Origin of the sequence: Mycolicibacterium septicum DSM 44393, from assembly GCF_000455325.1 — a bacterium.
GTDB lineage: Bacteria > Actinomycetota > Actinomycetes > Mycobacteriales > Mycobacteriaceae > Mycobacterium > Mycobacterium septicum.
Genome location: NZ_HG322951.1, coordinates 2,521,998 through 2,525,014, shown reverse-complemented (window position 1 = coordinate 2,525,014; position 3,017 = coordinate 2,521,998). Strand labels below are relative to the sequence as shown.

Here is a 3,017-nt window from a genome sequence, read left to right as displayed (position 1 = left end):
CAATCAATCTGGAAATGCCCCGCAAGCTGCAGGCGGTCATCGAGAAGGGCCACCAGGGCGCCGCCGAGATGCTTCGCCCGATCTCGCGCAAGTACGACCTCGCCGAGCACGCCTACCCGGTCGAGCTGGACACGCTGGCCACGCTGTTCGAAGGCATCTCGGAGGCCAAGACGATCTCGTTCGCGGGCGCCGAGGCGTTCCGCGACGACGCCAACACCAAGGGCGAGAAGGTCACCGTCAACGGTGCCAACATGTCTGCCCTGCTCAACGCCCTCGAAATCAGCTGGGGCGATGTCGCCCTGCTGCTGTCGGTGCCGCGTCAGGGCCTGGGCAACGCGGCCATCTCCTCGGTGGCCACCCCCGATCAACTCGAGCGCCTGGGCAAGGACGTGTGGGCCGCGATGGCCATCACCGAACCCGGCTTCGGATCCGACTCGGCGGCGGTGACCACCACCGCGGTGCTGGACGGCGACGAGTACGTGATCAACGGCGAGAAGATCTTCGTCACCGCGGGTTCACGGGCCACCCACATCGTGGTGTGGGCGACGCTGGACAAGTCGCTGGGCCGCGCGGCGATCAAGTCGTTCATCGTGCCGCGCGAGCACCCCGGTGTCACCGTCGAGCGCCTCGAGCACAAGCTGGGCATCAAGGCGTCCGACACCGCGGTGATCCGCTTCGACAACGCCCGCATCCCCAAGGACAACCTCCTGGGCGATCCGGAGATCCACGTGGAGAAGGGTTTTGCCGGGGTCATGGAGACCTTCGACAACACCCGGCCGATCGTGGCGGCCATGGCGGTCGGCATCGCCCGGGCCGCGCTGGAGGACCTGCGCGCGATCCTCACCGATGCCGGCATCGAGATCTCCTACGACAAGCCGGCCCATGCGCAGAGCGCCCCCGCGGCGGAGTTCCTGCGGATGGAGGCCGACTGGGAGGCCGGGTACCTGTTGACCGTCCGCTCCGCATGGCAGGCCGACAACAGCATCCCCAACTCCAAGGAAGCCTCGATGGGTAAGGCCAAGGCCGCCCGGGTGGCCAGCGACATCACCCTCAAGGCGGTCGAAATGGCCGGAACCGTGGGTTATTCCGAGCAGACCCTGCTGGAGAAGTGGGCTCGCGACTCGAAGATCCTCGACATCTTCGAGGGCACGCAGCAGATCCAGCAGCTGGTGGTCGCCCGCCGCCTGCTGGGACTGTCCTCGGCCGAGCTCAAGTAGCTCTTCGGCGCGAGCAGACGTAAAACTGCCCAAAACCGCCTGGTTTTGGGCAGTTTTGCATCTGCCCGGCCAACCAGGGTGAACTAGCGTTCCAGACATGGAATCGTTTCAAGCACTGGTAGCGCGGCAGGACGGCGACGGCATCGTCGCGGCGGTCGAGACACTGCAGGCATCCGATCTGCCTGCCGGCGAGGTCACCATCCGGGTGCTGTACAGCAGCGTCAACTTCAAGGATGCGCTCGCGCTGACCCCCAAAGGCGGTGTGGTGCGCGACTATCCGATCGTCCCCGGCATCGACCTCACCGGTGAGGTGGTGAGCTCGGAGTCCCCGGACTTCGTGCCCGGCGATCTCGTGCTGGCCCACGGCTATCAGATCGGCACCGGTCATCACGGCGGCTACGCCGAATATGCGCGGCTGCCCGCCGATCAGGTGGTCGTGCTGGGCGCACTGAGCCCCCGCGAGGGTGCCGCGATCGGCACGGCCGGGTTCACCGCGGCGATGAGTGTTCTCGCTCTCGTCGGCCGCGGTATCAAGCCACCGCACGGACCGATCGTGGTGACCGGCGCGACCGGCGGGGTCGGTTCGGTGAGCGTGGACCTGCTGGCCGCCGCCGGCTATCAGGTGGTGGCGTCGACCGGAAAGCCCGAGCAGGCCGATCACCTTCGCGCACTGGGGGCATCGGAGGTGATCGGCCGCCTCCCGGTCGACCCCGACGCCAGACCCCGTCCCCTGGGCCGGACCCGGTGGGCAGCGGCGGTGGACTGTGTCGGCGGTGCCACGCTGGCCGATGTGCTGAGCACCCTGGAATACGGTGGGGCCGTGGCCGCCAGCGGGCTGACGGGCGGTGCGGCCCTGAACACCACGGTGATGCCGTTCATCCTGCGCGGGGTATCGCTGCTGGGCATCGATTCGGTGCAGCTACCCATCCAGCCCAGGCGCGAGTTGTGGGCACAGCTGGGCGGACCGCTCAAACCGCGTCACCTCGATGAGCTCACGCATGAGATCGACGTCAAGGATGTCGTCGAGGTGCTCGACGAGGTCCGCGCCGGCCGGTACTCCGGCCGCGCCGTGGTGAAGGTGGCAGGCGGCTTCTAGACCGCGCGGACGCCCCCACACAAACGAAATCGCCCAGAACACTTGGTGTTCTGGGCGATTTCGTTATCGCGTGCTCTTCGGCTTAGCCGAGCACCCGCTGCAGGTCCGGAACCATGGCCTGCAGCTCCCGGGCCCAGTAGGCCCAGTTGTGCGTGCCGTTGTCCGGGAAGTTGAACACACCGTTGGTGCCACCTGCGGCGATGTAGTTGTCCTGGAAGGTGCGGTTGGTCTTGATGGTCAGGCCTTCGAGGAAGGTGGCAGGCAGGTCGCCGCCGCCCAGCTCGTTGGGCTGTCCGTTACCGCAGTAGATCCAGAGGCGGGTGTTGTTGGCGACGAGCGTCGGGATCTGCAACATCGGATCGTTGCGCTTCCACGCGCTGTTCGGGTCTTCCGTCGGACCCCACATGTCGTTGGCCTTGAAGCCACCGGCATCACCCATGGAGATGTTGATCAGGAACGGCCACCAGCCCTCGGAGGGGTTGAGGAAGCCCGACATCGATCCGGCGTAGATGAACCGGTCCGGGTGGTAGGTCGCGAGGATCAGCGAGGCCGAGCCGGCCATCGACAGACCGATTGCGGCGTTGCCGTTGGCTGCGACGTCGCGGTTGGCTGCCAGCCATGCCGGCAGCTCGTTGGTCAGGAAGGTCTCCCACTTGTAGGTGACGCAGCCGGCCTTACCGCACGCCGGCGAGTACCAGTCGGTG

The 3,017-nt window shown here is 66.8% G+C and carries 3 protein-coding genes; 2 read left to right on the top strand and 1 reads right to left on the bottom strand.

Annotated features, from left to right (window positions below; translation table 11 throughout):
• Nucleotides 1–2 precede the first annotated feature (2 nt).
• Both TX88_RS11875 and TX88_RS11870 read left to right on the top strand, forming a co-directional pair.
• Nucleotides 3–1,217: an acyl-CoA dehydrogenase family protein gene (locus tag TX88_RS11875; RefSeq protein WP_244438407.1), complete on the top strand. Its 1,215-nt coding sequence runs from the start codon at nucleotides 3–5 to the stop codon at nucleotides 1,215–1,217.
• Between the two features lie 97 nt (nucleotides 1,218–1,314).
• The gene (locus TX88_RS11870; protein WP_044516981.1) at nucleotides 1,315–2,313 is read left to right on the top strand and encodes an oxidoreductase; all 999 of its coding nucleotides are present in this window, start codon (nucleotides 1,315–1,317) and stop codon (nucleotides 2,311–2,313) included.
• Between the two features lie 82 nt (nucleotides 2,314–2,395).
• On the opposite strand, the gene TX88_RS35085 is transcribed toward TX88_RS11870, so the two are convergent.
• Nucleotides 2,396–3,017 (bottom strand): esterase family protein (locus tag TX88_RS35085; RefSeq protein ID WP_044516980.1); only part of this gene is annotated, 622 nt, incomplete at its 5' end.